Here is a 26,694-nt window from a genome sequence, read left to right on the forward strand (position 1 = left end):
CGCCCATGAAAATCATGCTCGTCGTCAGTTCGATGGGAAGCGGCGGCGCCGAGCGCGTCGCGGCTTCGCTCGTCAATGCGTGGGCGCAACGCGGCGACACCGTGACGCTCGTCATCACGTACAGCGGCCGCGGCGCGTGCTTCTATCCGCTCGCGGAGAACGTGCGCTGCATCTTTCTCGCCGATCGCGTGAAGGCCGGCGCGCGCATGCTGCAATATCCCGCGCGGTTCCGCGCATTGCGCGCGCTCATCCGCGAGAGCGCGCCGGATGTCGTCGTGTCGTTTCTCTCGAACGTGAACATCACGACGATTCTCGCCACCCGCGGGCTCGGCGTTCCGGTGATCGCGTGCGAGCACATCGACCCTTCCGCCGATGGCCGCTCGCAGCTCATGAGCCAGATGTGCCGCTTCGTCTATCCGAGCGCGGATCTGCTCACGCTGCTCACGGACAACATGGAGGCATCGTTCAGGAAGATGGTGCCGCGCGTGAAGCGCATCGAGGTGGTGCCCAATCCGCTGCCGGACGAACTATTGCTGTTGCAGCCCGAGACCGTCGAGAAGAGTGCGCGCAAGCGGCTCGTCGCGGTGGGGCGTCTGAACACGCAGAAGCAGTTCGACTTGCTGATCGACGTGTTCGCGACGCTCGCGCCCGAGTTTCCAGACTGGGACTTGTGGATCTGGGGCGAAGGCCCGGAGCGCGCGGCGCTCGAAGCGCAGGTCGCCCGCTTGCAGATGGGCGAGCGCGTGCTGATGCCGGGCAAGACTACGAGTCCCTGGGAAGAAATGGCGCGCTCGGACGCGTTCGTGCTGTCGTCGCGCTATGAAGGCTTGCCGATGGCGATGCTCGAAGGCATGGCGCTCGGACTGGCGACCGTCGCGTTCGACTGCAAGAGCGGCCCGCGCGAACTGACGCGCGACGGTGAGGACGGCGTGCTCGTGCCGCCCGGCGACAAGTCCGCGCTCATCGATGCGCTGCGGCGCGTGATGTCGGACGACGCGCTGCGCGCCGAGCTCGGACGCAAGGCGGCGGCCTCGGTGCGGCAACGCTATTCGTCGCCGGCCATCCTGCGCCAGTGGGACGCCATCTTCGCGCAGCTCGGCGCGCGCACGCGTGGCGACGAAGGCAAGAGCACGGCGTATCCGCGCACCATCACGGGAGAAAAAGCGTAATGGTCGACAGGCGACGCGTGATCCACTCGCTGCTGATGGGCGCCGTCGCCGGTGGATCGGGTGCGCTCGGCCTCGGCGCGCGCGCGGCCGGACGGCGCGATGTCGTCACCGACAAGTCGTTCGGCGTCAAGGGCGATGGCAAGACCAATGACCGCGCCGCGCTGCAAACGGCCATCGACCGGTCCGTCGACCAGACGCTCCTGATCACGGGCAAGTGCCGCATCGACGAAAAGGGTCTCGATCTGCGCCGCGACAGTCACGTGCGATTCGCGCCGGGCGCGTCGATCAAGCTGCTGCCGCACGACACGTCGTTCTATTCGATGTTTCGCATCTGGGACGTGAACAACGTGCTCGTCGAAAACGCGGTGCTGGACGGCAGCAAGGAGTTGAACGCCGCGAAGCCCGAGCTGCGCGAAAACGGCCACGGCATGGGTTTTTCCATCGCCGGCAGCACGGAGGTCACGCTCGTCTCGCCGAAGACGGTCGGGTGCTGGGGCGACGGCATCTATATCGCCAACAGCTACAACGTGCCGTTCAAGTACAGCAGCGGCATCCGCGTGGTGAATCATCATGCGGACCGCTGCCGCCGGCAGGGCCTCTCGATCATCAGCGGGCGCAATATCGTGTTCGAGAATCCGCTGTGGGAGAACATCGGCGGCACGCAGCCGGAGGCGGGCATGGATGCGGAGCCGAACAGCAACGCGGACATTCTCGAGAACATCCGCATCGTCAATCCGACGACGCGCAAGTGCCGCTACGGGATCATCGTGTGGCTGGAAGAGATCGTGGGGCCGATGCCCAAGCATGTCGATATCGGCATCACGAATCATCGCGACGAAGGCGCGAGCGATGCGGCGTTCGCCGTGTCGTCGCTCAAGCTGAAAGGACGAAAGGTGTCCGGGCAGATCGCGAGCCACTCGCCGACGTGGGTCAGCCCGAGGCTTGCCACCGTCGAGAGCATCGATTACGACAAGGCGGGACCGAAGATCGTCGTCACCAACCTGAGGCTCGTGCCATGACAGCCGCGCCCACGGACAATAACTAAAGCGTATAAAGGCCAGAACGATGCAAGCAACGACAATGGACAACACGGCGCAGCAGCGCGCACCCGCGAAGCGGGTGCGCGGATTCGCGTACTTCTTGACGCCCTCCGGATGGGCGTTCCTGGTGCTGGCGACCGCCGCGATTTCGATCGTCGCGTTCCGCGAGCGCAGCGTCGGGCTGATCTTCGACCAGGAAGCGTACATCCAGTACTTCCGGTCGACGGACTGGCACTGGCTCGTGCAGTTCTATCAGAACCGCCAGTCGGACATGGGCTTTCTCATCAGCCTGATCACCGAGGAGCTCGGCTGGCGCTCGTGGGTCATATTGCTCAACGCGTTCGGCGTGACGCCCGAAGGCGGCATTCGCACGACGGTCGTGCTGCTCAACCTGATCGTGATGTACTCGCTGCTGCAGACGCGGCGGCCGCTCGTGGGCCTGCTTCTGTGGCTCGTCATTCCGTATGCGCTCGCGACCGTCGGCCTGTTCCAGATCCGGCAGGGCTTCGGGCTCGCAATTGCCATGCTGTTCACCTGCCGCTTCAACCGCCCCACGCTCGGCATGGGCCTCGCGAGCTTCGTGCACACGACCTTCGCGGTGCCCACTGCGCTGCTGCTCGCGGCGGGTTTCGGCGGCGAGAAAAAGCGCTCGCTCATCGTGGTCAGCGCGGTGGCGATCGTGCTGGCGTCGGCGGCGAAGTTCCTGTTCGCGAACTACGGCGGACGCCGTATCGACGAATACACCGGCTATCAGGAAAACTTCACGATCAAGCTGCTGGCGCTGCTGTTCTTCTACACGATGGCCTCCGTCATGGTGCTGTACTCGTCGTGGCGCTCGCCGGAAACAAAGCGGGAAATCGCCTACACGCGCCTGTCGATCATGCATTTCGGCCTGTTCGTGTATCTCGTCGTCGCGTTCTTCGTGTTCCCGTTCGCCAAGGGCCGCGTCTGGTATTGCGTGCCGCTGCTGCTGCCGTTCCTCGCGCCGGAAATCAAGTTCAAGAACGCGGCCGTTCTCGTCATCACCTTCGGCGTGTTCGTGGCCGTCGCCGCCGACGCAACGAAGAGTTATTTCGAAGGCGTCTATCACTACTTCCTGATGCCCTGACGACGATGTCCTACTTCCTGATTTCGCTCGATTTCGAATTGATGTGGGGCGTGCGCGACCATCGCTCGATCGCTACGTACGGAAAGAACATCCTCGGCGTGCGCGAGGCGATTCCGGCCATGCTCGCGATGTTCACGAAGTACCGCGTGAAGGCGACATGGGCGACGGTCGGCATGCTGCTCTTCGATAACAAGAAGGACCTGCTCGCGAATCTGCCCGACATCCGCCCGACCTATAACGATACGAAACTCAGTCCGTACGCGAACGGCTATATCGATTCGATCGGCACGGACGAGAAAAGCGATCCCTACCATTACGGCCTGTCGCTCGCGCGACAGATCGTCGATACCGAAGGCAGCGAGCTCGCAAGCCATACCTTCTGTCACTACTACTGCCTCGAAGCGGGACAGGACAAGGCGCAATTCGCCGCCGACATGCAAGCGTCCGTCGCGTCGATCCGGCGTCTCGCCGATCCGCCCGCGAGCATCGTGTTTCCGCGCAATCAGGTGAACAACGCGTACCTTTCGGTGTGCGCGGAAGCGGGACTGATCGCGTACCGGGGCACCGAACGCAACTGGATGTATCGCGAAACATCGCGCGCCGATGAAGCCGCGCTGCGCCGCGCCGCGCGTCTCGCCGATGCCTATGTCAATCTCTCGGGCGATCACGCCTTCGATCCGCGCCCTTCGGGTGGTGGGCTCGTCGATGTGCGCTCCAGCCGCTTCCTGCGTCCCTATGCGCGCAACAAGGCTGCGCTGGAATGGCTGCGCATCCATCGGATCAAGCAGTCGATGACTTCGGCGGCGCGCACGGGACGCTCGTTTCATTTGTGGTGGCATCCGCATAACTTCGGCGCGAATCTCGCCGAAAACCTCGCGGTGCTCGAAGCGGTGCTCAAGCATCAGGCGCATCTGAGAGACACCTACGGCATGCAGCCCGCGACCATGGCGGAAGTCGCGCGCGCGACGCAATCCGAAGAGAGCCGGCTTGCGGAGATGGAATTCGGCCTGTTCGTTTGACCAAGTTCGAAGAAGCAACAACAAGACACTAGAAAACGACCCGCACCGCGGGTGCGATGCACGGGCGATGGCCATTGCATCGCGCCGGCGCGCGCCGGGGATAAGAACAAAGGGGGAAGTGCGATGAATTTTCGTAACGACATAAACGGCTTGCGCGCGTTCGCGGTCCTCGCGGTCGTCCTGTTCCACTTCGATGTGCCCGGCTTCAAGGGCGGCTTTCTCGGCGTCGACGTGTTCTTCGTGATCTCCGGCTACCTGATGACGAGCATCATCTTCAGGCGCATCGCGAAGGGCAGGTTCTCGGTGCTCGAGTTCTATGGCGATCGGGCGCGGCGCATCGTTCCGGCGCTCGCGTTTCTCTGCTTCGCGCTTTTCGTGCTCGGCTGGCTCGTTTTCCTGCCCTCCGAATTCCGCGCGTTCGGCAAGGCGGCGGCTTCGAGCCTCGGGTTCTTCTCCAATATCGTCTACTGGCGCGAGGCGGGTTATTTCGATGTCCGCTCGCACCTGAAGTGGCTGCTGCACACGTGGTCGCTTTCCGTCGAGTGGCAGTTCTATCTTCTGTATCCGCTCGGCATCCTCCTCGTGCGCAAGCTGTTCGGGCATCGCGGGACGGTGATCGCGATGATCGGTACCGCGCTCGCGTCGCTTGCGGTGTGCGTCTATCTCTCCGATCCCACCAAATGGCCGACGGCTGCGTTCTTCCTGCTGCCGACGCGCGCATGGGAAATGCTCGCGGGCGGTCTCGTGTACCTGTTCCCGGTAACGCCGCGCAGACCCCTGCGCCGGACGCTCGAAATCGCCGGCCTGGCGATGATCGTGTACGGCACGCTCACCTTCAACGAAAACAATGCGTGGCCCGGCTATCTCGCGCTCGTGCCGGTTCTGGGCACGGCGCTCGTGATCCTCGCGGCGCGCAAGCATTCGATCTTCACGTGCAATCCGCTCGCGCAGTTCATCGGCAAGATTTCGTACTCGGTGTATCTCTGGCACTGGCCGTTCGTCGTCGCGCTCACGTACTTCGACAAAGAAGGCTCGCTGCCGTGGCGCGTGGGCGCCATCGCCGACGGTTTCGCGATGGGGTATCTGTCGTACGCGCTCGTCGAGTCGAAGACGAGAAAGCCGTCGCATGGCGAGGCGCGCGCGTTTCCGAAGTTCATCACGCTGCGCCCGATTCTCGTGTTCACGCTGCTGCTCGCAATCGGCGGCGGCAGCATCTATGCGAACCAGGGCGTGCCGAATCGCTTCGACCGCTCCGTGTTCATCGCCGACAGCGAGACCTACGACACGAATCCGCACCGCACGAAGTGTCACATGATGATCGATCCGTGCGACGTCGCGAGCAAGCAGAAGGATAGCCGCGCGGTCGTCCTCGGCGACAGCCACGCGGAGGCGATCGCCGAAGCAGTCGTCGATGCCGTGCCGAACGGCAAGCCGGACGATGTGCTGCTCATCACGATCGAAGGCTGTCCGACGATCTACGGCATCCGTCGCGGCGACGGCGACTGCTTCGAGCAGGACCGCAAGTACATCGATATCCTGAGCCGCGATCAGACCGCGAAGACGCCCGTCATCATCGCCAATCACTGGTCGCAGTACTGGTCGGGACCGTCCCCGGATGATTATTCGTTCGTCGATCCGGAGCGGCCTGCGCAGACGCCCACGCCGTTTTCGACCGAGTCGTATCGCGAGCATTTGCTGTCGACGGTCTGCCGCATTTCGAAGATCCGGCCCGTCTATCTGGTCGAGCCGATTCCGGAGTTCGACTTCAACGTGCCGCTGGTGCTCGCGCGCGAGAAGATGAAAGACCCGCACGCGCCCGATCTGTCGATCACGCTCTCGGATTACGTCCAGCGCAACGGCGGTTTGCTGCAGGCGATGCGCCAGGCCCACGACGAGTGCGGCATCCATCTGCTCGACCCGCGCCCGTATCTGTGCCCGGACGGCAAATGCATGGGCTCGCACGACGGCCGGCCGCTCTATTCCGACTTCCACCACATGAGCGAATACGGCAACCGCTTCCTCGTGCCGATGTTCCGGCATGTGTTCGAACAGACGTGAGCGCGCGCGAAATCGACGACAGAACGGCCTCCTTCGGGAGGCCGTATTTCATTCGGACGTGCCGGCTTCGGTTTGCGGACCATTACCGGTGAAGGGCGGCGCGAAGCGCGTCCAGAAGATGTAGCTCGCAAGCACCGCCATCGCGCCGATGCCGGTTGCGAGCAGCACGCCCTGAGCGCCATAGAGACGCACGAGAATGACGTTGCCGATGATCTTGGTCCCGAAGCCGATCAGCGAAATGACGGAGATCGCCCGATAACGCGTTTCACTCGCGAACAACTGCACGAGCACGCACATGCCGAAGTAGAACGGCACTTGCAGCAGCCCGTAGCGAAAGAGCGTGGTCACTGCGATCGTGTCCTCGGCCGTGAAGGCGCCTTTCTGGAACAGCAGCTTGACCACGTACGGTGCGAGCGCATACGCGAAGAGTCCGCCGACGAGACCGAGCATCGTCATGATGCCCGACCACTTCAGCGCGGTGCTGCGCGCGCGCGCATGATCGCCGCGATGAAGAATCTCCGCGAGAATCGGCAAGGTTGCGCGGGTGATGGCGAGCGCGCCCATGCTGAGCACGAGCGAGAGCAGGCGGTTCGCGTAGCCGAGCGTCGCGATGGCGCCGTCGCCTTGCTGCGCCATGAAATACTGGTCGATGGGAAGCCAGAGGCTCGCGACGACCGAACCGATCATGAGCATGCCCATCGAGCGGATCGTCGACGGCCACTGTGTCGCGCGCGCCGAGACGCGCGGCAGTACGGCCATCGAATCGGCGCGTCTGGCCAGCACCCGCAGCCACGCAGCCTGAACCACGAAGCCGAGCGACGTGCCGAGAACGAGCGGCATGATCGACGTGTTGTTGCGCGCGGCAAGCACGAAGACGAGCAGGCCGATGGCCGGCACGCATTCCAGCAACGTATTGATGTGCTTGCCCGAAGCCTGCAGGCGCGACGACGAGATGCAGATCGTGAAGGTCAGCACGCCGACCGGCGTCATGCTGATGATCATGTCGCGGCACATGTCGCGCGTGGATTCCGCGAGACTGCCCGCGATCACATCCGCGAGATAAGGCCAGAAGAGCCAGAGCAGGAGCGAGGACGCGAGGCCGAGGACGAGCCCGATGCCTTCCAGCTCGCCGAGAAAGCCGTCGCGCTGGGACTTGTCTTCCTTGAGCGACACGAGCGCGGGAACGAGCAGCACCGCCAGCACGTTCGTGAGCATCGAGGGCAGCCAGGTGACGAGCGTGAGCGCGAACTGATACGCGTCGACGGTTCCGCTGATCCCGTAGCGATACGCGATCGCCATTTCCTTCGACGCGCCGATACATTTCCCGGCGATCACGAATATCAGCAGAACGACCGCGCTTCTCGCGATCCGCTTGTGATCCTGATGCACGCCGCCGAGACGTCGTCTTACCGATTGCACAGCTGTGCTCAGCACGTGTACTCCTCCTGCGTTGGAGCCTTTCGTCGCGTGGCTCGACGTCAGGTTGAAATCGCCATGCGATGAGATACGCGAAAGCCGCCGGCTTTCGCGTGAGAGTGACGAGCATGCACGAGAACGGGCGCCGCGACTGTTCGCCAAGGCACCCGGCAACGCCGATGACGGCGCGCTTGCCGTCCGGAAGAAGCGAAGCGCGTCTTTTCTTACGACGATTGCACGCTCCAGGGACGCACGATGTAGCGCGCCGCGCGATCGGGCGATGCATCGTTCGTCAGGATTCGCGCCGGGCAGCCGGCCACGGTCACGTTCGATGGAATGTCTTTCGTCACGACGCTGCCCGCGCCGATCGTCACGTTGTCGCCGATGGTCACGTCTTCGACGATGCAGACGTTCGGCCCGATATACACGTTATTGCCGATCGTCGCCGCCTTGCCGTGGTTCGATCCGATCGTCACGCCTTGGGAAATATTGCAGTTGGCGCCGATGACCGCGGTCGGATTCACCACGAGCGAACCGACGTGACTGATATAGAAGCCCGGCCCGATCTTCGTGCGGGGGCTGATCACGAATCCGAACCTGCGCTGCTTCAGGCGGACGATGTGGTTGAGCACGAGCCGCACCGGCCGCGACGACGCCGCGCTCGCGAGGCGCAGCCAGAACATGTAGTTGAACCCTTCGTTCAACACCAGTTGCTCGAGGAGGAGCATGAGGCTGTACTCGCCGCTGTAGCGATAGAGGTCGCTCTTGATCAGATCGAAGGTTTTCATTGCAGCGTGTCTTTTTCGTTGGCATGGACGCTTTCAGGACTTCCCCCGCCGCTTCGGAGAGAAGCACGGCGAGCGGCGCCAACGTTGAGACTAGTGATTAGTGCTGGTGCATTCGGTGCGAAATGGAACACATGGACGGTTCGTGCGGCAAGGTCTGCCGATTTCGATTAATTTGTCTGCTGAATACCTGATTTGTTTAATCAGATTATTAGATATTCAGCCGCCGACCAGTGGCGGCGGTCGATCTGGCCGTTTAGACCGTCGTGCGTATTAACCCGATAAGGGTATTCACGGTAGGGTCTTTTAGTTTCGTATTTAAAAAAATTTCCGGCGTCGCATTTACAAAATCGTATTGATCAGTTGAAAACAGCAAGAAGCCACCTTTCATGTTGTAATTTTTGCATGTAATCCGATAGAAAGCGGTCATTCTGGCGTGTGGAATTACAATTATCGGCCGAATAATCGGTCATTAACGGTGATTAATCTGGCGAATCGATGTCGTTTCGGCATACGAAAGGCGCTTCGCCAAGCCTTGCGGGGCTTTCCGCGAGCGCGTTTTACCGACCCGGCGAGTGAAGGTTCACGTTCTAAGTCGCAAATGTTCATATGAATGTCAATCATCTTATATAAGGTGGTTTGAAGTGGTGTCATTCATCTACGGTATTAACAATCAAAACGACCTGGATTAATTCACTCATCGGTGAATGAAAGAGAAAATGCGTAACGATAAAGCGCTCAAAAAAGAAAATAAAAAGTTACAAGCGTACATTCTGTAACAAGTCGCGGGTAGAAACGCCTCGTAACAATCGGTAGTATTAATAAAAGACGGTAATTACTTCCGTCAGACTTCAGTGCTCCGGCGGTCCGTTCACGGACGATCGGGCATGGGGTGAATAGGTCTTCCGGCATATCTGGTTCCTTATCCCGAAGTCGCCCTGTTTTTCGCCGAGATGCCTTTCGGAGTCGCCGTGTGCGGCTGTCGAGCGCTGAGCGGCGCAATCGTTTGCGCCTGCTTTTTTGCGTTGGTCATCTCATTGCCCATTAAGAAACGTTGCGTGCGGCCGATGTCGCAGGAACGGGATCGTCCGTCGATAACGCACGACCAATTGGAAAGACTAATGCTTCCTAACAACACTCAGGCAGACACCCAAGCAGACAACACCGTCGTCGGCGCCCGTATTGCAACCCGTCGCAAGCTGCTGACCTCGCTCATCGCGGGCAGCGGTGCGTTCGTGCTCGCCGCATGCGGCGGCGGCGGCGATGGCGCGACGCCTGATTCCGTCGCGGATCGCTGGAGAAGGAGAAACAACGGTGGCGCCTCCACGGCGACGCCCGCGAGCTCGGCTTCGTCCACGACGACTGCCAGCGCGGCGGCCCCCGCCAGCGCGGCAACGCCTGCCAGCTCGACGTCCGCCGCAGCCGATAACACCGCCGGCACCATCAACGCGTCGTCGTTCGGCGTGAAGGCCGATGGCTCGACCAACGACCGCGCCGCGCTCCAGGCTGCCATCGACGGCTCCGTCGGCCAGATCCTGCTGATCTCCGGCCAGGTCCGCATCGACACGACCGGCCTCAAGCTGCGCACGAACAGCCACATCCGCTTTGCGTCGGGCGCTTCGATCAAGCTGCTGCCGCACAACGCCGACATTTACCAGATGATGCTCATCGAAGACGTGAGCAACGTCATCGTCGAAAACGCGTATCTCGACGGCAGCAAAGAGCTGAACTCGGCTTCGGGCGGCGAGCACGGCATGGGCTTCTCGATCATCGGCGGCCAGAACGTGCATCTCATCTCGCCGACGACGATCAACACGTGGGGCGACGGCATCTACATCAACGATAGCCAGACCAAGAAGAACACGCCGACGTACAACCTGACCGTCGACAACCACAAGGCGGACGGCTGCCGTCGTCAGGGCGTGTCGATCATCTCGGGCGACACGATCACGTTCAACAGCCCGGTGTGGCAGAACATCACCGGCACGGCGCCGGCGTGCGGTCTCGATTTCGAACCGAACGACAACTCGGCCGTGTTCAAGAGCATCACGATCAACAGCCCGACGACGGCGAACTGCAAGGGCGGCGGCATCAACGTGTGGTTCGGCTCGCTGCCGGGTCCGATCAGCAAGACGGTCACCATCGCGATCAACAACCACGTCGACACGACGAGCCCGGGCGGTTCGTTCGCGGTTCAGGGTCTGTCGCTCGACGGCTACATCGTGAACGGCCAGATCAGCAGCTCGAATCCGAAGTGGAAGTACCCGCTGATCGTCGAGCAGTGGGACAACTCGGGTCCGCGCATCAACGTCACGAACCCGACGATCGTCAAGTCGTAATCGGCGACGAAGGAAAAACGCCATGCGGAAAAGCTCATCTCCGCATGGCGTTTTTTGCGTTTTTGCGGCGTGACATGACGCCGCTACTTGAACCAGCCGAGATTCACCGAATTGGAAATCGCCTGCAGTCCCGCCTGATTCGGATGCAGATGATCGCCGCTGTCGTATGCGTGGAGCATGACGGGAGGATTCGAAGGATCGCCGAGCGCGGCCGCCTGATCGAGCACGGCGTCGCATCCGCTGTCGGCGGTGGCGACGAACGCGTTCACCGCTGCGCGCGTCGCCTCGATGTCCGGCGTCCACGACGAAACACCCTCGAACGGCGTGAGCGTCGAGCAGATCACGCGGACGCCCGCTGCGTGCGCGCTTTGCGTCAGCTGGCTGAACGCGCCGGTCAGACTGGCGGCTGTCGGCGGCGCGCCACCGATCAGGTTGTTGACCGCGTCGTCGGAAATGATGACCCACTTCACGTTGTATTGGTTCAGCACGTCGCGCTGGAAGCGTGAAAGACCCGCCTCGCCGGAATCGTTCGTGAAGAAGTCGTTGCCGGAGATGCCCTGGTTCAGCACGCCGACCGTCATGCCGGCTTGCTGCAGACGCGCGGCCAGCAAGTTCGGCCAGCGTCCGTTGGTGTTCGGCTGCGACGCGATGCCGTCGGTGATCGACGCGCCGAAGGCAACCACGGCGCCCGTCGCACTGGCGTTCTGCACGACGACGTCGGTGAGGAAGTAATAGGACTGCGCGCCGAGTGCGTTGAGCACGCCGCCCGTGAAGTCCGGGTCGGCGCTGACGTCGCCGGGTGCGATGTACACGTCCTGCAGGCCCTCGGCGTGCCCGGTCGTTTCGCTCGGCGTCCGCTGCGGCAGATAGGCGCTGACGACGATATCCGTAAGCGCCGGCACCTGAAACGCGATCGGATCGCTCATGACGGCGCCGCCCGGCGGGATCGTGACGAACGGCTGCCCTTCGAAGGTGACGGCCTTGTCGGTGCCGGGCACGGTGCGCTGGCCGCTCGCGCGTAGCGCGACGTGCACGTCGCCGATCACGAGCGGATCGCTGCCGTAAAGATTCGAAAATTGCACGCCGGCGGCCGTCCCGCCGATGCTCGTGCGCACGATCTGCCGGATCGTCTGATTATTGAAGCCGCCGTCTCCGGTGACCATCGGCGCGGCGCTCCATGTGCCGGTCCACGGCAAGGTGGCGCTGATGCTCTGGGCGAAACAGGACGACGAAAGCGGCAGGGCGAGCGCGGTGGCCACGAGGGCTCGCCTGTTGCGACTGAATTGCTTGATCAACTTGTTCTCCGAAACCAGCCAGACATGAAGTGGACGTTTCGCGCGACACGGCGACGTCCTTGGAGTGGGGAGTTCGGAACGTCAGGTTCGCGTTCCTGTTGGCTGGCGCGTGTGGCCACAGCGCGCCGTTTCGCGCGGCGAAATCTTCAGCTGATTGCTTCGCCTTGACGCATCGAGCATCGGAGCATCATTCGCGCCCGTGCGCTGTGCGCGGGCGCGCATATCGTCACAAAAGGCCGTAATGCGCTATTGCTGCGCGCCGGAGGCGGCTTCGGGCGATGACGCCGCCGCCGCATCGCTCGTGCTTTCGCCCGGCGACGGCAGAATCGGCGGCATGGTCGTGAACACCGGCGCTTGCGGCGGCTCTTCCGTCACTTCGGCCACCGGCTCCGAAGCCGCGCGCTTCGTGCGCACCGGAGGCTGGGCCGCCGTCTGCGCGGTTTTCGGCTTGCCCGGCTTCGGCGCTTTCGAGAACGTCTCGTCGAACCAGGTCCTCACGCGCGTGGACACCGTCTGCCACATGCCCGGCGTTTCCTGCGTGTCGAAGCGCGCGCGTGCGTCGATCAGATGCGAACGCAGCGAGCGCTGCACGAAGTCGCCGACGATCGGCAGCGCGCTGTGCGCGCCCTGTCCCCAGTAATCGCTGCGCAGCGTGACGCGGCTGTCGTTGAAGCCGACCCACGCACCCGCCACGAGTTGCGGATGCATGAGGATGAACCAGCCGTCCGCGTTGTCCTGCGTGGTACCGGTCTTGCCCGCGACGTCCGCGCGGATGCCGAAGCGCGTGCGGATCGCCGTGCCCGTGCCGCGGTTGATCACGTCGCGCATCACGTCGACGAGCTTGCGGGTCGCATCGACGGACAGCGCGCGCTCGGGCGCGCTTTCGAACTGCGCGAGGACGTCGCCGTCCTTGTTCTCGATGCGCGTAACGAGCAGCGGCTCTATATAACTACCGTCATTGGCGATGGTGCCGTACGCCGACACCATTTCCTTGAGTGTGACCGGGCTCGTGCCCAGTGCGAGCGACGGCACCACGTCGAGATGACTGTCGCGCACGCCCATGTCCCGTGCGAGCCGTGCGACGCGTCCGGGCCCGACCTGTTCCATCAGTTGCGCGGTGATGCGGTTCTTCGAATAGGCGATCCCGTCGCGCAGGCTCACGGGGCGGCCCGAGGGCGGCGAGTCGTCGGTCGGACGCCAGGTTTCGGCGCCGCGCACCGGAATTTCGACGGCCTGATCGATGAACGTGTCCGCCGGTTTCGCGCCCCGCTCGAAGGCCGCGCCGTAGACGAAGGGCTTGAACGTCGAGCCGGGCTGGCGGCGCGCCTGCGCGACGTGGTCGAACGGATCCTGCGTGAAATCGCGGCTGCCGACCCACGCCTTGATCTGGCCGTTGCGCGGATCGAGCGCCAGAAACGCGGCCTGCACGCGCGTCTTGTTCTCGCACAACGCCTGCATGAATGCGCGGTCGGCGCCGAGCTTTTTGATGGCATCGGCGTCGTTCGCGCCGCTCGTGCGCAGCGCGCGATACTGATCCGTCTCGCGGATGAACGCGTGCCCGAGATCCGCGTTCGTGTTCGCGCAGCCGCCTTGTCCTCGCCCGGCGCCCCACGCCGCATTCGCGATCGACTGCAACTGATTGCCCTGTAGCGCGAGCGCGTTCGTCGCCATTGCCTGCAGACGCGAGTCGATGGTCGTGCGCACGACGAGACCATCGGAGTAGATGTTGTAGTCGTTGTCGTCGGCCCAGCCGATCAGCCACTTGCGCAACTGCTGCGCGAAGTGCGGCGCGCGGCCCGGCTCTTCCGTCTGCCGCTCGAAGTCGATGCGCAACGGGCGCTTCCTGAGCGCATCGAGCTTCGCGGCTTGCAGGTGGCCGAACTTGACCATCTGCCCGAGCACGATGTTGCGCCGGTCGAGCGCGCGCTCGGGATTGATCACCGGGTTGTAATAACTGTTGCCCTTCAACATGCCGATGAGCGTCGCGCTCTCGAGCACGTCGAGCTGGCCCGCGGATTTATCGAAATAGGTGCGCGCGGCCATTTCGATACCGTAGGCGTTGTAGAGGAACGGCACCGTGTTCAGATAGGTTTCGAGGATCTCGTCCTTCGAATAGAGCGCTTCGATCTTGAACGCGGTGATCGCTTCCTTCAGCTTGCGCGTGAGCGTCTGCGAGCGGCCGATTTCCTCGGGATACAGATTGCGCGCGAGTTGCTGGGTGAGTGTCGAGCCGCCCTGACGGTCGCCCGAGAACGTATGCAGCGCCGCGCCGGCGGTGCGCCTGAAATCGATCCCGTGATGCTGATAGAAACGCCGGTCTTCCGTCGATATGAGCGCGTCGATCACTTGCGGCGAGATTTGCTTGAGGCTCACCCATTCGCGATGCGTCGGCTTGAACTCGGCGAGCAGCTTGCCATCGGCGGAATAGATCTGCGCGGGCTGGTCCACCTTTGCACGGCGGATATCTCGGATGCCGGGTGTGAACGGAATCAGCACCAGCACGTAGAGCAGGAAGAGCGCGGGCAGCAGGAGCAGCGTGCGGGGCCGCAGATGCGGACGCAGCCGCGACGCGAGGCGAGCCAGAGTCGCCTTGGCCAAGGCTTTGAAATCAGACGCGGTCACAACGAAACGGGATGCCCGGACATGGAAAACCCTGAATCGTAGCGTAATTTTTCAGCAGGTCTTTCGCAAATTTGTCATCGAGGTGGCGGCGTGCGCGCGCCGGCCGACTCGCCGATCGGAAACGCCGTCGTCGAGAGGATCTCGCGCAGCACGACGAACGTGCGGATCTGGCGCACGCCGGGAAGATAAAGCAGCTTCTCCGCGTGGAGCCGGTTGAAGCTCTCGCTGTCGCGCGTGCGGATCAGCATGAAGAAATCGAACTCGCCCGTCACGACATGGCACTCCATGCAGCCGGGCACTTTCTGCGCGGCCTTTTCGAAATCGGCGAAGGAATCCGGCGTCGAGCGGTCGAGGATCACGCCGATCAGCACGAGCATGCCGGCGTCGAGCGCTTTCGGATCGAGCAGCGCGACGGTCGCGCGGATCAGTCCCGCTTCGCGCAGGCGCTCGACTCGCCGCAGGCACGCGGGCGGGCTGAGATTGACCTTCTCCGCGAGCGCGACGTTCGAGATCGACGCATCGCGCTGCAACTGACGCAGAATCGCGCGATCGACGCGATCGGTCTGGACGCCCGCCGGAAGCGGGTTCGAAGCGGTCGTGGTTTTTTTCATTGCTCTATGTCTGAGTCAGGCGAAATAAAAGTTTGCATAGGCATCAAGTCCTTCGAGAACGTTAGGTCGAAAGCATTTTTTTCGCAACCCGACCCATTCCGACAATCTCTACGATGGTGTTCCACCCCCACGAGGATGCCGATCATGAACCTGCAACGTTTTCCCCGTTATCCGCTGACTTTCGGACCGACGCCGATCCAGCCGCTCAAGCGCCTCTCCGCGCATCTCGGCGGCAAGGTCGAGTTGTATGCCAAGCGCGAGGACTGCAACAGCGGCCTCGCGTTCGGCGGCAACAAGACGCGCAAGCTCGAATATCTGATTCCTGAGGCGCTCGCCGAAGGCTGCGACACGCTCGTGTCCATCGGCGGCGTGCAGTCGAACCAGACGCGCCAGGTCGCGGCGGTCGCGGCGCACCTCGGCATGAAATGCGTGCTCGTGCAGGAGAACTGGGTCAATTACTCCGATGCCGTCTATGACCGCGTCGGCAATATCCAGATGTCGCGGATGATGGGCGCGGACGTGCGGCTCGTCGCCGATGGCTTCGATATCGGCATCCGCAAAAGCTGGCAGGACGCGATGGACAGCGTGCGCGCGGCGGGCGGCAAGCCGTTTCCGGTCCCGGCGGGTTGCTCGGAGCATCCGCTGGGCGGGCTCGGCTTCGTCGGTTTCGCGGAAGAAGTGCGCGCGCAGGAAGCGGAACTCGGCTTCAGTTTCGATTACATCGTCGTGTGCTCGGTGACGGGCAGCACGCAGGCCGGCATGGTCGTCGGCTTCGCGGCGGACGGCCGGGCGCGGCGCGTGATCGGCATCGATGCATCGGCGAAACCGCAGCAGACGCACGACCAGATCCTGCGCATCGCGAAGCACACGGCGGAACTCGTCGGGCTCGGCCAGGACATCACGCGCGAGGATGTGATCCTCGACACGCGCTTCGGCGGCCCCGAATACGGCTTGCCGAACGAAGGCACGCTGGAGGCGATCCGTCTGTGCGCGCGGCTCGAAGGCGTGCTGACCGATCCCGTCTACGAAGGCAAGTCGATGGACGGCATGATCCAGATGGTGCGCAACGGCGAATTCCCCGAAGGCTCGAAGGTGCTGTACGCGCATCTCGGCGGCGTGCCCGCGCTCAACGCGTACAGTTATCTGTTCCGCAACGGCTAGCTCTAGAACGCGTCGCGGAACGCGTAGAACAGCGCGGCGGTCCGTTCCGACGTATCGGCTTCGAAGACCGGCATGCGTGAGCCGAGCATGTGCGTGAGGATCGGCGGCGCGGGATCGTCGGCGTGCAGGATCGCGCGAATCTGCGCGCGCAGCTCGCCGTCGTTTGCGATGGCCGCCGTGTCGCGCCCGAGCAGCGCCGCGCCCGCGATATCCGGATCGTGGCCGTGGCGCTCGACGAGATCGAAGGCATCGGAATAGAGCCGGTCGAGGTTGCCGGCTTGCGCGTAGCGCGCCATCAGAAAGAGCAGGTCGATCGCGTCCTTGCGATCCGCCGCGTGCCGGTCCTGCCATGCGACGATCTTCAGCATCGCCTGCGCGGGCAGCGATGCAACCGGCACGACGAGATCACGGTCGATGCGCACGGCAATCGCCGCATCGAGCGCCTGCCTGAAACCGGCGACGTTCATCCGCACCGACCCGTCCGGCGGCCACGCGATTTCGCCGTGCTCGTCCTGCACGCCGCCGAACGGCACGATGTCGAGCCACGTGCGCTCGCTGGTCTGCGGCGCGCGGTAGTTCAGCCGATGCGCCGAACCCTTCGGCGCCGTGAAATTGCCCGAGGCGAGCAGCGCTTGCCGCAACGTGTCGTGGCCGGTCCAGCTTCGAATCGAAATGCCGATGTCGATGTCGGCGGTCGCGCGTGTCGCCTCCATGTCGTGGACGTGCGTGAGCAGGATGTCGCGCGCGCTTGCGCCGCCGACGAACCAAGCGATGCGGGTCGCGACCGATGCGGCGACGACCTCACGCAGCATCGCCGACATGACGCCGGTGAGCGGGCGATGCGGCAGCAGTTCAAGCGGCGAGGTAGCGTTCACGCAGCATCCTGGCGGTTTCGAGATTGCGCGGGTCGCCGCTCGCGACGAGATCGGCGTAGACGATCAGCGGCGCGACGACGTTCGCCGGCAATCCGTCGATGGGCGCGAGCGCGATGGGCGCGCGCAGGAACTCGACATTTCCGGCGGGATCGGGCCGCAATCGCGCCTGCATGATCCACTCGCGCGGCACGGTTTCGGCGCAATAGGCGGTGACCGTCGCCGGCTTCAGGTATTCCGTGAGTATGGCCGCTGCGGGCTCGCCGCCGAATTGGCATCGACCCGGCAGATCGGGCGCGTCGCGCCACCAGTCGTTCGACTCCGCGCGATAACGGCCGATGACGAGCGATTCACGCAATTGCCGCGGATAGAGCGTGACCCATTCATCGATGAGCCGTTGCTTGTCGGCGAATTGCAGGCCGCGGCCATCGGGCCGTTCGAACACGTCGCGATGATCGATGAGCGCGCGCACGGCGTTCTGCACCGTGCCGTGACTGACGCCCGCGTTTTGCGCGATGTCGCGATAACCGCGCTCCAGCAGCGAAGGCGTGGTGAGCAGCGCCAGCGTGACGCGCAGTGTCGATTTGGTCCAGGTTCTGGAACGATGCGCCTTGCCTCGCGCCGTGCGCGGACGGCCCGAAACGATCACGACGCTATTGCCTTCAATGAGGGTCGCGTTGCCAGCGAGATCGAGTGCATCGACGCCGGTTTCGCGGCACGCACGGATCATGTCCGGCGAGAGATACAGGGTGACGAGCGTGGGATTCGCGCCGCTGTCGCGCATGACCGATGCGCTGAACGCGGACAGCGCGCTGAACCGGTCGATGTTTTCCCGCACGATGACGGGACGCCTGACACGCGCGCCGCCGATGCGGAATTCGATGGCGGCGTCGTATTCGCCGCGCGCGGGCGGCTTGACGCGGCGCGCGGCGAGGCCGGTGGCGTCGCTGAAGGCGGCTGCGGCGGCTTCGACGAGTTGCTCGGCGTGGCTGTCGGCGGGCGGCGGCATGATGCGGCTCGTTGTCCAATTATTCGAAGTGTACACGAAACGTGGACACCGCTGAAAATTGGACAACCGATTCGCTTAGAGGTAGCTGCAAACGTAGTCGAGCGTTTCGATCACGTCGATATGGAAGCGGCTCTTGCCCGGCACCGGGAACGAATCGCCTGCGCCGTACGTTTTCCACTCGTCGCTGCCATCCAGGCGGATGCGGCATTGGCCGGCTTGCACTTCCATGAGCTCGGGCGCGTCGGTGCCGAAGTTGAGCGTGCCGGGCAGGATCACGCCGAGCGTCTTTTTCGTGCCGTCGGCGAAGAGAACGGTATGCGACACGCACTTGCCGTCGAAGTAGACGTTGGCGCGCTTGATGACGGAAACCTGATCGAATTGCGTTGCGGCGGTCATGGCGATGGTCCCTGGACTGTCGGAAATGGATGGCCTGCAATCATACAAAAAAGGGCGACGCGGTTTCCACCGCGCGACGCAGATCAAGTCTGCGAAAGATCGTCGCTATTGCGCTGTTGCGGCGGCATTGAATTCAGACTGCTCCCATATTACGAGACGTCAGGTACGAGAAGAATTCGGGGCCTTTTGCGGGGCCGCTGTCGGCATCCTGCACCCAGAAAAGAAGAAAAAAATCCAAGTAATGAATAACAGGTTTTATAAGCTGGTCTTTAGCCGCGTGCGGCAGATGATGGTGGCGGTCGCGGATTTCGCCACGGGGCAAGGCGCAAGGGGCAGCAGCGGGACGCAAGGTGCGTCGGTCGCTCCGCTTCGAAATATCGGTTTGGTCGTTTCCATGCGCGCCGTGGCGTTTGCCGCGATGCTGATGCTGGGCACCGCCGCGTCCGTGTCGTATGCGCAGATCGTCGCGGCGCCCGGGTCCGGTGCGCAGGTGATTCAAACGCAAAACGGCCTCCAGCAAGTCAACATCGCCAAACCGTCCGGTGCCGGCGTATCGCTAAATAATTACTCGCAATTCGACGTGCCGGGCAAGGGCGCGGTCTTGAACAATTCGCCGACCATCGTTCAGACGCAGCAGGCGGGTTACATCAACGGCAATCCGAATCTCGCGCCGGGGCAGTCGGCGGGCATCATCGTCAATCAGGTGTTGAGCAATTCGCCTTCGCAATTGCGAGGCTATCTCGAAGTCGCCGGGCAGAAGGCCGAAGTGGTGATCGCGAATCCGAACGGCATCGTGGTCGATGGCGGCGGCTTCATCAACACCTCTCGCGCGATTCTCACGACGGGCACGCCGAACATCGGGGCGAATGGCAGTCTGACGGGCTTTAACGTCAATGGCGGCAATATCACCGTGCAGGGCGCGGGGCTGAACGCCACGAACGTCGATCAGGTCGATTTGCTCGCGCGTGCGATACAGGTGAACGCGGCGATCTATGCCAATAATCTGAATGCGATCGCCGGTTCGAATCAGATCGATCACAACACGCTTGCTGCGACGCCTATTGCGGGCAACGGTCCTGCGCCGTCCATCGCGATCGATGTGAGCGCATTGGGCGGAATGTATGCCAACCGGATCTATCTGGTCTCGAATGAGTTTGGTGTCGGTGTAAGCAATCGCGGTGTCGTGGCGGCACAGGCTGGCGACTTGACGCTTCAATCCAACGGGCAGCTCGTGCTTGCCGGTGCGACGAACGCGAGCGGTTCGATCAGTGCGAGCGCCACGCAGGGCATCGACAACAGCGGCACGACTTACGCGCAGCAGAATGTCGTCGCATCGACTTCGGGCGCGCTGACCAACAGCGGCGTGCTGGCTGCGCAGAACAACACGACGATCAATGCGGGCAGCGTCGCTTCGACCGGCACGCTCGGCGCTGGCGTCAATAGCGACGGGACGATCGCCAATTCAGGCGACTTGAACGTGGCATCGAGCGGCGCCGTTTCGGCGACCGGGCGCAACGAGGGCGGCGGCAACACGACGATTCAGGGCGCATCGCTCAATCTCGCGGGCAGCAACACGTCAGCCAATGGCACGCTCGCGCTGGCCGCGACGAACGGCGACATGAACCTGGCGGGCGCGAGTTCGACCGCGGGCGGCGCACTCGTCGCCAACGCCGCGGGCACGCTCACCAACGACGGCGGCAAGCTGTCGAGCGGCGCGGCGATGCAAGTCACGGCTGGCAATCTCTCCAACGCGAATGGTCAGCTCGTGTCGCAATCGACGCTCGATGCAAGCGCGAGCGGCGCGCTGAACAATCGCGGCGGCACGATGCAGGCCGCCGGCCGCGAGACGGTTCATGCGAGTTCGCTCGACAACACGGCAGGCAACGTGCTGTCGCTCAATGGCGACGGCTTGCAGGTCACGACCACGGGCGCGCTCGTGAACGGCGCGGGCGGCACGATCGGTGCGAACGGCGCGCTTGAGGCGTCGGCGGGAACGCTGACGAATCAGGGCAAGCTCACGGCCTCGGGCGATGCGACCGTGAACGCGCGAAGCATCGATAACCACGCGGGCAGCATGACGGCCGGTGGCGCGCTCAAGGCGACGACACCCGGCGCGCTGAACAACGCGGGCGGCACGCTGTCGGGCGGCACGGCGACGGTTTCCGGCGCGTCGATCGACAACACGAACGGCACGATCGACGGCGACACGCTCGCCGTTTCGACGCCGGGCGCGCTGATCAATCGTGGCGGCAAGATCAAGCAGTACGGCGCGAGCGATCAAAGCATCACGGCAGGTGGCGCGCTCGACAACACGGGCGGCACGATTGCATCGAATGCGAACAACCTGAGCGTCGGCGCGCAAAGCATCGCGAACGATGGCGGCGCGCTGCTGCACTCGGGCGCGGGCGCGCTCGCCGTGAATTCGAAAGGCGCGCTCTCGAACGCGAACGGGCAAATCGTCACCAATGGCGCGCTGGCGCTTCAGGCCGAGCTCGCGCTGAACAACCGACAGGGCACGATTCAGGCGGCACGGCGCGCCGATATCGGCAGTGCATCGCTCGACAATACCGCGGGACGCATCGTTTCGTTGAACGCCGACGGCACGAACGTGACGACGACCGGCGCGCTTGTGAACGGCGCGGGCGGCATGATCGGCGCGAATGGCGCGCTCGATCTGAGCGCCGCGTCGTTGTCGAATCAAGGGCAACTGAACGCGGCCACCGATGCGACGCTCAACGCGCAGAGCATCGACAACCATGCGGGCAGCGTGGTCGCGGGCGGTGCGTTGAACGTGACGACGAGCGGCACGCTCAACAACGCGGGCGGTACGCTTTCGGGAGCGGCGACGACCGTCTCGGCTACGGCAATCGATAACACCAACGGCGACATCGAAGGTGATTCGTTATCCGTGTCGAGCGCGGGCGATCTGATCAATCGAAGCGGCAAGCTCACGCAATACGGTACGTCCGATCAGTCGATTCACGCAGGCGGCACGCTGGACAACGGCGGCGGAACGATTGCGAGCAACGCGACGAACCTGAACGTCGATGCGCAAGGCATCGTCAACGACGGCGGCAACATTCAGCACGCGGGCAGCGGCACGCTCGCCCTGAACGCGAACGGTGCGCTCTCGAACGTTCACGGCAGTGCGCAGACCAACGGCGCGCTCACCGCGACCAGCGCGAGCCTCGACAACACGAACGGCACGTTACTGGCGATGCAGTCCGCGCAAGTCAATGCGGCGTCGGGAATCGCGAATCGCGGCGGCTCGATCTATGGCGGCAACGCGTTGAGCGTCGGCACGCAAGGCGACATCGACAACACGGGCGGTTCCGTGCAGACGGCGGGCGATCTGTCCGTCGATGCAGGCGGCGCACTCGTCAACGCGCAAGGCACGATCAGCGCCAACGGCGCGCACGGCACGGCGAGCGTGAACGCCGCCAACGTCGATAACACCGGCGGCAAGCTGACCAATGCGGGCGACGGCGCGATGACGGTCAACGCGTCGGACGTGAAGAACACTGGCGGCACGCTCGGCGGTAACGGCGACGTGACGGTCAACGCGCAGACGCTGGAAAACGAAGCGGGCGCGAACCTCGTCGCGGGCGGTGCAGCGAATCTCAATATCGCGCAACGCATCGACAACACCGGCGGCACACTCTTCGGCGGCACGGCGTTGAACGTCGGACAAGCGACGACGACGGTCATCAACGACGGCGGCTCGATCCTCGGCGGGCGCGACGTGTCGGCGAACGTCGCTTCGCTTTCGAACGCGAACGGCTCGATCCGCGCGAATCGCGATGTGAGCGTGAGCGGCATCGTATCGGGCGATGGCGCGATGATCGCAGGCCGCAATCTCGGGCTCGCTGTCGCCGGCGACTACACCAACGACGCCGCGAACAACCTGCACGCCGATGGCGACATGACGCTGAGCGCCACGGGCACGCTCACCAACACAGGCACGCTCGAAGCAGCGGGCGCGCTCACCGCAAGTGCTCAGGCCGTGGTGAATGCGGCGGGCGCGGACATCAACTCGTCCAATACCACCGTCAACGCGGCGGGAACGATCACGAACGCCGGGCGCATCGAAGGCGATACGGTCACGACCCACAGCGCGACGCTCGACAACACGGCGACCGTCATCGGTAACGACGTCACGGTCAACGCCACCGACGTGAAGAATAGCGGCGCGGCGGCGGCCATCGCGGGCGGGAACAGCGTTCATATCTACGCGGCGAACTCCGTCACGAATGAAGACGGCGCGCTGATCTACAGCGCCGGCAATCTGGAAATCGGCAAGGACGGCGCGCGCGATGCGTCCGGCATGCTGGCGAATCAGACCGGCGCGCTCATCAACAGCGCAGCAAACATCGAAGCGGACGGCGATGTAGACATCGCGGCGCGCACAGTGCAGAACATTCGCACGGGCGTGCAGACGGAGGCAGGCACGCCGCAGGACGCGGGCTCGACGACGCTCACGCTGTGGACGGCGGGTCTGGGCGGCTCCGATCTGAGCCTTTACTACAGCCAAGATCACCGCGAGTGGAGATGGGGCGCCGGCGCAATTGGGACTGAGACGATCGGCAAACTGGCTCAGCCCATCACGGTGACCGTGCCTAAGGATCAGGTGACCAATCTTGACACGACGGCGCAGACGTTCTCGCTCGCGCAGCCACTCACGGATACATACCGCGACACATTCGAGATCCCGCTTCAACCGGTCGACCCGAACGATCCCCAGCCGCAGCCATCGCCGTACAAGACGCGCACGATCACCAACAACGCGACGCAGTACTACAACTCACTGACCGATAACGGCGACGGTACGGTCTCGATCACCTTCTGGCCGGACTTCGATCCGAAGACGAACATTCGTCCCGATCAAGTGACGTTGCGTTACGACCTCGGACCAGACAATCACGACTATGTCGAACTGAACCGCACCGTACAAACCACGACGACGACGGACCAACTGCTCAACGCGGGCAACGCCGCGACGATTCAGGCGCAAGGCGCGATCCGCATCAACGCGGACGGTGGCAGCATCACCAACGCATCGTCGACGATGGCAGCGGGCGGCGATCTGGTGCGCCGCGCGGACGGCGGCTCGGTGACCGACACGGGCATCGTGCTGCAACAGACCATCACCGACGAATCGAAGTCGACGTTCTACTGGCATCAGAAGACGGGCGGCAGCAACGATACGCAAGTGGTCGACACCGGCATCGCGCAGACCACGACAACGGTCGATGCGCTGCCCGCGATCGCGTCGTCGAATCAGAACGTGCAGACGAACGCGGCGACCATCAGCATCAACTCGGTGGACCGTCAGGGACAGACGGTGATCGGGTCGGGCGTGACGGGCGGCAGCGCGGACGGCACGCAAACCGGCATGATCACGGGGCAAGGCGGCAGCGCGGAAAACATCAGCGGCAGTAAGGCGCAAGCCGTGAGCGGCCAGTCGAGCGCGCCGCAGACGGTCGGTGGCGCGACGGGCGGCATTCCGAACCTGAAACTGCCGGTCAATGGCCTCTACACGTACAACACCGCGCCGGGCGCGAGCTATCTGATCGCGACCGATCCGCGCCTGACGAGCTACACGAAGTTCATCAGCAGCGACTACATGTTGAGCGCGCTGGACCTCGATCCGGCGAAAACCATCAAGCGTCTGGGCGATGGCGTCTACGAACAGACGCTGATTCGCAACCAGATCACGCAGTTGACGGGCCACACGTTCCTCTCGGGCTTTAACGATGCGATGGACGAGTACACCGCGCTGATGAACAACGGCGTGGCGTATGCGAAGCAGTTCGATCTCGCCATCGGCATCGCGCTGACGCCGGCGCAAATGGCGCAACTCACGACCGACATGGTGTGGCTCGTCGAGCAAGACGTAACTTTGCCCGACGGCTCGCATCAGAAGGTGCTCGTGCCTACGGTGTATCTGGCGCAGGCAAACGCGGTCGATCTGACGCATAGCGGTGCGCTCGTCACGGGCAACACCGTGAACCTGAACGCCAGCGGCGACGTGACCAACAGCGGCCACGTGACGAGCAATCTGGCGACGACGATCATCGGCAACAACATCGTCAACGGTGGCGTGATCGGCAGCGGCGGTACGACGGCGGTGGTCGCGGTGCAGGACGTGCGTAACACGAGCGGGCGCATCGGCGGCGGCGATGTGCTCGTGCAGGCCGGGCGCGATGTCATCAACGAGACGCGCACGTATGGCGTATCGAGCGATTTCGTATCGAACGGCGTGGCTGGACGCGTGACCGGAACCGGCGTGGATGCACTCGGCACGATTTCGGCGACGAACACTGCGACGGTCATCGCGGGGCGTGACGTGAACCTGAATGCCGCGGTGATACAGGCGGGCGGCAACGCGGGCATCGCGGCGGGACGCGATCTGAACGTCGGCACGACGGAACTCACGAGCACGCGCGAAGTGCATTCCTTCGACGGCCAGAACGGCAGTCACGATGAAGTCAGTCAGCAACTCGGCAGCGCGATCGTTGCGGGCGGCAATGTCACGACCCTTTCCGGGCACGACACGACGTTCACGGGCGCGGCCGTCAAGGCGGGCGGCGACGCGACGATGATCGCGGGCGGCGATCTGACGGTGACGGCATCGAAGGACACGGCCACGCATCACGAACAATCGATGGGCGGCAAGAACGCTCAGCACATCAGTTCGAGTTATGACGAATCGGTCAATGGATCGAACGTGAGCGCGGGCAACGGCGTAACGCTGGCGGCCGGTCAGAACGGCGGCGGCAATCTGTCCGTGCTCGGCTCGAACGTGACGGCGGACAAGGGCGGCATCGCGCTTGTTTCGACGGGCGACATCAACATCGGCAGCGTGAGCGAAACGCATGATTCGCAGAGCTGGTCGGGCCATGCGCCGGTGAAGCTCACGAACGTGGCTGACGGTACGGAGAATCCGGATGCGGTGAACTTCGGTCAGTTGAGCTCGCTGTCGAGCTCGGCTTCGACCGGCCTCGACTCGCTGTCTACGGGCATCAGCTCGCTGTCGACCTCGACCTCCACGGCGGTGAGTTCGCTGTCCACGGGCGTGAGTTCGCTGTCGAGCTCGACCTCGACGGCAATTAGCTCGCTGTCCACGGGTGTCAGTTCGCTGTCCACGTCGACCTCGACGGCAGTGAGCTCGCTGTCCACGGGCGTGAGCTCGCTGTCCACGGGTATCAGTTCGCTGTCCACGGGCATGAGTTCGCTGTCGACTTCGACATCGACCGCGATCAGCTCGTTGTCCACGGGTAACCGCGCGTTCCATCCGAACTAATCCAACCAGTCCCATCAGTGGTCATTTTCGCACCATCTCCAACCCAGGCTTTCCCAAGTTGATCAGCCTCTGCCGCCGTACCAGTCTACGTGCAAGTGTCGAAGCGCTTCGGCGCGATCGGCATTCGCGGCGGCATCCCAGCGAAATACGCGGGTTTCAGCTACGACCTGTTCGCTGGCACGCCCATCTACAAGCCGTCGGCATTTCCGAGTTCGCGTGTGACGGCCGGGTTTCAGGTGACGGCGCAGCTCTAACTCACGATGGGCGGCAAGAACGCTCAGCACATCGGTTCGAGTTATGACGAATCGGTCAATGGATCGACCGTGAGCGCGGGCAACGGCGTAACGCTGGCGGCCGGTCAGAACGGCGGCGGCAATCTGTCCGTGCTCGGCTCGAACGTGACGGCGGACAAGGGCGGCATCGCGCTTGTTTCGACGGGCGACATCAACATCGGCAGCGTGAGCGAAACGCATGATTCGCAGAGCTGGTCG

17 protein-coding genes and 1 pseudogene are annotated in these 26,694 nt (G+C 63.5%); 10 read left to right on the top strand and 8 right to left on the bottom strand.

Annotated elements, in window-relative coordinates:
* Positions 1 to 5: 5 nt before the first annotated feature.
* The 5 genes from NCT32_RS28940 (at position 6) to NCT32_RS28960 (ending at position 6,394) form a co-directional block, all read left to right on the top strand.
* Positions 6 to 1,169 carry a glycosyltransferase family 4 protein gene (locus tag NCT32_RS28940; protein ID WP_061119541.1) on the top strand — a complete coding sequence of 388 codons (1,164 nt, stop codon included), beginning with the start codon at positions 6 to 8 and terminating at the stop codon, positions 1,167 to 1,169.
* Complete coding sequence (locus NCT32_RS28945; RefSeq protein WP_061119542.1) at positions 1,169 to 2,188, top strand: hypothetical protein; 1,020 nt, start codon at positions 1,169 to 1,171, stop codon at positions 2,186 to 2,188. Before NCT32_RS28940 ends, NCT32_RS28945 begins: the two co-directional genes overlap by 1 nt.
* 46 nt (positions 2,189 to 2,234) lie before the next feature.
* The gene (locus NCT32_RS28950; protein ID WP_250478077.1) at positions 2,235 to 3,317 is read left to right on the top strand and encodes a hypothetical protein; all 1,083 of its coding nucleotides are present in this window, start codon (positions 2,235 to 2,237) and stop codon (positions 3,315 to 3,317) included.
* A 5-nt stretch (positions 3,318 to 3,322) separates the two neighbouring features.
* Positions 3,323 to 4,336 (top strand): polysaccharide deacetylase family protein, encoded by a 1,014-nt coding sequence (locus NCT32_RS28955; RefSeq protein ID WP_250478078.1) that lies wholly within the window; start codon positions 3,323 to 3,325, stop codon positions 4,334 to 4,336.
* A gap of 123 nt (positions 4,337 to 4,459) precedes the next feature.
* On the top strand, positions 4,460 to 6,394 hold the full coding sequence (locus tag NCT32_RS28960) for an acyltransferase family protein (RefSeq protein WP_250490818.1): 1,935 nt from the start codon (positions 4,460 to 4,462) through the stop codon (positions 6,392 to 6,394).
* Positions 6,395 to 6,442: 48 nt separating this feature from the next.
* Here NCT32_RS28960 and murJ read toward each other — a convergent pair whose 3' ends face one another.
* Both murJ and NCT32_RS28970 read right to left on the bottom strand, forming a co-directional pair.
* Positions 6,443 to 7,828 carry a murein biosynthesis integral membrane protein MurJ gene (gene murJ / locus NCT32_RS28965; protein ID WP_061119587.1) on the bottom strand — a complete coding sequence of 462 codons (1,386 nt, stop codon included), beginning with the start codon at positions 7,826 to 7,828 and terminating at the stop codon, positions 6,443 to 6,445.
* A gap of 206 nt (positions 7,829 to 8,034) precedes the next feature.
* Entirely contained in the window at positions 8,035 to 8,598 is a 564-nt protein-coding gene (locus NCT32_RS28970; protein ID WP_061119545.1) for a serine O-acetyltransferase, read from the bottom strand.
* A gap of 1,118 nt (positions 8,599 to 9,716) precedes the next feature.
* On the opposite strand from NCT32_RS28970, the gene NCT32_RS28975 reads away from it, so the two are divergent.
* Complete coding sequence (locus tag NCT32_RS28975) at positions 9,717 to 10,934, top strand: hypothetical protein (protein WP_061119546.1); 1,218 nt, start codon at positions 9,717 to 9,719, stop codon at positions 10,932 to 10,934.
* Between the two features lie 83 nt (positions 10,935 to 11,017).
* Here the strand turns inward: NCT32_RS28975 and NCT32_RS28980 are convergent, their stop codons facing one another.
* From NCT32_RS28980 to NCT32_RS28990, 3 genes are all read right to left on the bottom strand, one after another.
* Complete coding sequence (locus NCT32_RS28980) at positions 11,018 to 12,193, bottom strand: GDSL-type esterase/lipase family protein (RefSeq protein ID WP_061119547.1); 1,176 nt, start codon at positions 12,191 to 12,193, stop codon at positions 11,018 to 11,020.
* A 282-nt stretch (positions 12,194 to 12,475) separates the two neighbouring features.
* Positions 12,476 to 14,851, bottom strand: a complete 2,376-nt coding sequence (locus tag NCT32_RS28985; RefSeq protein WP_061119548.1) for a penicillin-binding protein 1A — start codon at positions 14,849 to 14,851, stop codon at positions 12,476 to 12,478.
* Between the two features lie 74 nt (positions 14,852 to 14,925).
* Positions 14,926 to 15,462 (bottom strand): Lrp/AsnC family transcriptional regulator, encoded by a 537-nt coding sequence (locus NCT32_RS28990; RefSeq protein WP_061119549.1) that lies wholly within the window; start codon positions 15,460 to 15,462, stop codon positions 14,926 to 14,928.
* Between the two features lie 144 nt (positions 15,463 to 15,606).
* On the opposite strand from NCT32_RS28990, the gene NCT32_RS28995 reads away from it, so the two are divergent.
* Positions 15,607 to 16,623, top strand: a complete 1,017-nt coding sequence (locus NCT32_RS28995; RefSeq protein WP_061119588.1) for a 1-aminocyclopropane-1-carboxylate deaminase — start codon at positions 15,607 to 15,609, stop codon at positions 16,621 to 16,623.
* Between the two features lie 2 nt (positions 16,624 to 16,625).
* On the opposite strand, the gene NCT32_RS29000 is transcribed toward NCT32_RS28995, so the two are convergent.
* The 3 genes from NCT32_RS29000 to NCT32_RS29010 all read right to left on the bottom strand — a co-directional run bounded on the left by NCT32_RS29000 (position 16,626) and on the right by NCT32_RS29010 (position 18,900).
* Positions 16,626 to 17,498, bottom strand: coding sequence for a nucleotidyl transferase AbiEii/AbiGii toxin family protein (locus tag NCT32_RS29000; protein ID WP_250478080.1), 873 nt, complete (start codon positions 17,496 to 17,498; stop codon positions 16,626 to 16,628).
* Positions 17,476 to 18,504 (bottom strand): type IV toxin-antitoxin system AbiEi family antitoxin, encoded by a 1,029-nt coding sequence (locus tag NCT32_RS29005; RefSeq protein WP_061119550.1) that lies wholly within the window; start codon positions 18,502 to 18,504, stop codon positions 17,476 to 17,478. Before NCT32_RS29005 ends, NCT32_RS29000 begins: the two co-directional genes overlap by 23 nt.
* A gap of 75 nt (positions 18,505 to 18,579) precedes the next feature.
* Positions 18,580 to 18,900, bottom strand: coding sequence for a pyrimidine/purine nucleoside phosphorylase (locus NCT32_RS29010; RefSeq protein WP_061119551.1), 321 nt, complete (start codon positions 18,898 to 18,900; stop codon positions 18,580 to 18,582).
* Between the two features lie 241 nt (positions 18,901 to 19,141).
* Between NCT32_RS29010 and NCT32_RS29015 the strand changes: the two genes are divergently transcribed.
* The 3 genes and pseudogenes from NCT32_RS29015 to NCT32_RS29025 form a co-directional block, all read left to right on the top strand.
* Positions 19,142 to 26,203 carry an S-layer family protein gene (locus NCT32_RS29015; RefSeq protein WP_250490819.1) on the top strand — a complete coding sequence of 2,354 codons (7,062 nt, stop codon included), beginning with the start codon at positions 19,142 to 19,144 and terminating at the stop codon, positions 26,201 to 26,203.
* A gap of 116 nt (positions 26,204 to 26,319) precedes the next feature.
* Positions 26,320 to 26,457, top strand: a pseudogene (locus tag NCT32_RS29020) (peptide transporter); the annotation flags it as partial.
* Between the two features lie 6 nt (positions 26,458 to 26,463).
* Positions 26,464 to 26,694 (top strand): hemagglutinin repeat-containing protein (locus NCT32_RS29025; protein ID WP_250490820.1); only part of this gene is annotated, 231 nt, incomplete at its 3' end.

The sequence above is a fragment of the Caballeronia sp. INML2 genome (assembly GCF_023631365.1).
Classification (GTDB): Bacteria; Pseudomonadota; Gammaproteobacteria; order Burkholderiales; family Burkholderiaceae; genus Caballeronia; species Caballeronia turbans.

Coding starts and splice junctions, on each gene's coding strand:
- NCT32_RS28940 (WP_061119541.1), top strand. CDS start 6: ATGAAAATCATGCTCGTCGTCAGTTCGATGGGAAGCGGCGGCGCCGAG.
- NCT32_RS29015 (WP_250490819.1), top strand. CDS start 19,142: ATGAATAACAGGTTTTATAAGCTGGTCTTTAGCCGCGTGCGGCAGATG.
- NCT32_RS28955 (WP_250478078.1), top strand. CDS start 3,323: ATGTCCTACTTCCTGATTTCGCTCGATTTCGAATTGATGTGGGGCGTG.
- NCT32_RS28990 (WP_061119549.1), bottom strand. CDS start 15,462: ATGAAAAAAACCACGACCGCTTCGAACCCGCTTCCGGCGGGCGTCCAG.
- NCT32_RS28945 (WP_061119542.1), top strand. CDS start 1,169: ATGGTCGACAGGCGACGCGTGATCCACTCGCTGCTGATGGGCGCCGTC.
- NCT32_RS28975 (WP_061119546.1), top strand. CDS start 9,717: ATGCTTCCTAACAACACTCAGGCAGACACCCAAGCAGACAACACCGTC.
- NCT32_RS28995 (WP_061119588.1), top strand. CDS start 15,607: ATGAACCTGCAACGTTTTCCCCGTTATCCGCTGACTTTCGGACCGACG.
- NCT32_RS28970 (WP_061119545.1), bottom strand. CDS start 8,598: ATGAAAACCTTCGATCTGATCAAGAGCGACCTCTATCGCTACAGCGGC.
- NCT32_RS29005 (WP_061119550.1), bottom strand. CDS start 18,504: ATGCCGCCGCCCGCCGACAGCCACGCCGAGCAACTCGTCGAAGCCGCC.
- NCT32_RS28950 (WP_250478077.1), top strand. CDS start 2,235: ATGCAAGCAACGACAATGGACAACACGGCGCAGCAGCGCGCACCCGCG.
- NCT32_RS28960 (WP_250490818.1), top strand. CDS start 4,460: ATGAATTTTCGTAACGACATAAACGGCTTGCGCGCGTTCGCGGTCCTC.
- NCT32_RS29010 (WP_061119551.1), bottom strand. CDS start 18,900: ATGACCGCCGCAACGCAATTCGATCAGGTTTCCGTCATCAAGCGCGCC.